Here is a 2,712-nt window from a genome sequence, read left to right as displayed (position 1 = left end):
CCTGACCGATCTGAAGAAGGAGCTCAAGCTCGCCAACAACGCCGACATCGCGACCGTGTACGCGGCCGTGAAGGCCGACCTGTCTGCTGAGAAGGCTGACACGTACAACCGCAAGCTGGCGAACATCCTGGTGGGTGAGGCCGACTTCCCGGATGTGAACACGTCCGACACCGATTCGCACACCGATAGCATCCAGTTCATGTACAACCAGGGCATCGTCAAGGGCTACGCGGACGGCACGTTCGGCTACGGCGCCCCGGTGGCCCGCGTGGACTTCATCGTGTGGCTGTACCGTGCGGCCGGCAGCCCGGCCGTTGACTCCCAGGCCTCCTTCACGGACGTGACCGCGGCCACGGTCCCGAACCAGGAGTTCCGTGACGCGATCGCTTGGGCGGCCGCGAACAAGATCACGACCGGCTACGCTGATGGCACGTTCGCCCCGTACGCGAGGATCGCCCGTCAGGACGCGGCGGCGTTCATCTACCGTGCGGCCGGCAGCCCGAACTACATCGAGGACTACAACTCGAAGGTGTTCGCGGACGTGACCCCGGGCGACAGCGCGAACCACTCCAAGGCCGTGCTGTGGGCCAACAACAATGGCGTGGTCAAGGGCTTCGCGGGCAGCGTGAACCGCTTCGCGGGTCTCGACACCGTGGCCCGTCAGGACGCGGCCGCCTTCCTGGCCCGCGCCATCCAGGCCAACCTGCTGTGAGCCACGGCCCGCTAGCCTTATAGCCGGCGGCCGTCCTCACTGACCCGAAGGCCCCGGACCCATGTTGATTGGGTCCGGGGCCTTCCCCATATCATAAAGAGAAAAGGGCCCGGAGCCCGATCCCCGTTGAGAGGATCCGGACCCCGGGCCCTTCGTCGCGTCCCACCGGCGGGACCGGCCCGGCCTGGGCGTCATGGAGCCTTCTCCGGGATGATCCGGGATTCGCCGGCTCCGCATACGGGAAGGCCCCGAACCCAATCATCATGGGTCCGGGGCCTTCAATCAGTGGGGACGGCTGTCAGCTATAGGCTGGCGGACGGCTCACTTGGCGATGTAGCCGGCCTGCAGGGTGCGGGCCAGGAAGGCGGCCGCGTCCTGACGGACCAGGGTGCTGTAGCCGGAGAACTTGTTCACGGTGCCGGAGTAGCCCTTGGCGATGCCGTTCGAGGCGGCCCACAGGACGGCCTGCGAATGGTTCGCGCTGTCGCCCGCGGTCACATCGGAGAACTTCACGTCCGCGTAGGACTCGTTGAACTTCGGGGAGCCAGAGGCGCGGTACAGGAAGGCGGCCGCGTCCTGACGGTTCAGGGTCGCGTACGGGGCGAACGTGCCGTCCGCGTAGCCGGTCGTGATCTTGTTCGCGGCGGCCCAGGCGATCGCGTCACGGAAGTCCTTGTTCGGGACGGTCGTGGCGTTCACGTCGGAGAACGGGGCCTGGGAGTCCACGGCCGGGCTGCCGGCGGCGCGGTACAGCCACACGATGTAGTCCACACGGGCCAGAGGCGCGCCGTAGCCGAAGGTGCCATCGGCGTAGCCCTTGACGATGCCGAGGTTGGTCAGGTAGGTGATCTCCGGGCTGTGCGTGCCGTAGTCGTCGTAGTTCACATCCGGGTAAGCCGTGTTGGTCACGAGCTTGCCGGCGAACTCCTGGTTGTACGTGTCGGCCTTCTCCGCGGACAGGCGAGTCGCGACAGCGTCGTACACTTCGGCGATCGTGGCGGTCTTGGACAGGTTGAGTTCCTTGATGAGCTCCTTGACGACCGTGTCGCGGGTCGTGTTGAACGCCTTCCAGGAGGCCTCGTTGTAGCCGGCCGGAATCACGGTGACGAACTTGGTCGGATCCGTGGACGACACGTACAGCTGCACGCCGTTCGCGTCCTTCACATCCTTGCCGTTGTAGGTGGCCTTCGCCACGTTGATCGGCTTGGTCGGGGCGTTCGTGAACGTCGCGTACTTGGCATTAGTGCTAGAGGCTGCGGCGACCTCGAAGGTCGGGGTCTTGTCGGACAGGCCGGTCACATAGCCACGGGCCAGGTTGAACAGCAGACTGTTGTTGCCGTACTTGGAATCGGCGGTGTAGTTCACGTACAGGGTGTCGCCCTCCGGGTGGGTGTCGTCGACCTTGGAGTCGAGGTCCACCTTGAAACCGGCCAGCGCCTTGCCGTTCTGGATGCGGGTGTAGTAACCCTCGATGGAGTAGCCGGAACGCTCCCACTGGGATTCGGCGGCCTTGAGCTGCTCGCCGATGGTCTTGTCCTCGTACAGCTTGACGGTCACGGACTTGGCCTGGTCGTACAGCGGCTTCACCGTGAACGCGCGGTAGCGTGCGGCGGCGTCGAACAGGGCCCACACGTTGACCTGTCCCTGGCCGTAGGCCACGGAGAAGTCGAACTTGACGGGGTCGGCGTTGTCCCAAGCGCCGGTGACGTTGGATGCGGTCAGGTTGTAGGAGTTGAAGAACTCGCTGTTCTTGATGGTGTGCTGGTTGCCGGCGGCGTCATAGTAGGTGACGGTCGCTTCCGGATCGTACCAGCCTTCGAAGGCCTTGGTGTTCACGCGGGTGACGTCCTCGAGGGTCTTGCCATAGGCCTCCTCGAACGTGGACGTGGACGGCGTGAAGTAGGACTTCTTGTTGTACGCGTCAGACACGCTCACGTTGTACTGCGTGGCCGGCTGGAAGTTGTAGGCCAGCAGCCAGATCTCGCTCAACCCCGCGGGGA

2 protein-coding genes are annotated in these 2,712 nt (G+C 64.8%); one reads left to right on the top strand and one right to left on the bottom strand.

From position 1 onward, the window contains the following. On the top strand, positions 1 to 712 hold a 712-nt coding region (locus tag BMYO_RS11220; protein ID WP_143249202.1), incomplete at its 5' end, for an S-layer homology domain-containing protein. 321 nt (positions 713 to 1,033) lie between these two features. Here BMYO_RS11220 and BMYO_RS11215 read toward each other — a convergent pair. Then, a partial coding sequence (locus tag BMYO_RS11215) for an S-layer homology domain-containing protein (protein ID WP_143249201.1) occupies positions 1,034 to 2,712 on the bottom strand: 1,679 nt, incomplete at its 5' end.

Source organism: Bifidobacterium myosotis (genome assembly GCF_002259745.1).
Taxonomy (GTDB): Bacteria; Actinomycetota; Actinomycetes; order Actinomycetales; family Bifidobacteriaceae; genus Bifidobacterium; species Bifidobacterium myosotis.
This window is presented reverse-complemented; position numbering and strand designations above follow the sequence as displayed.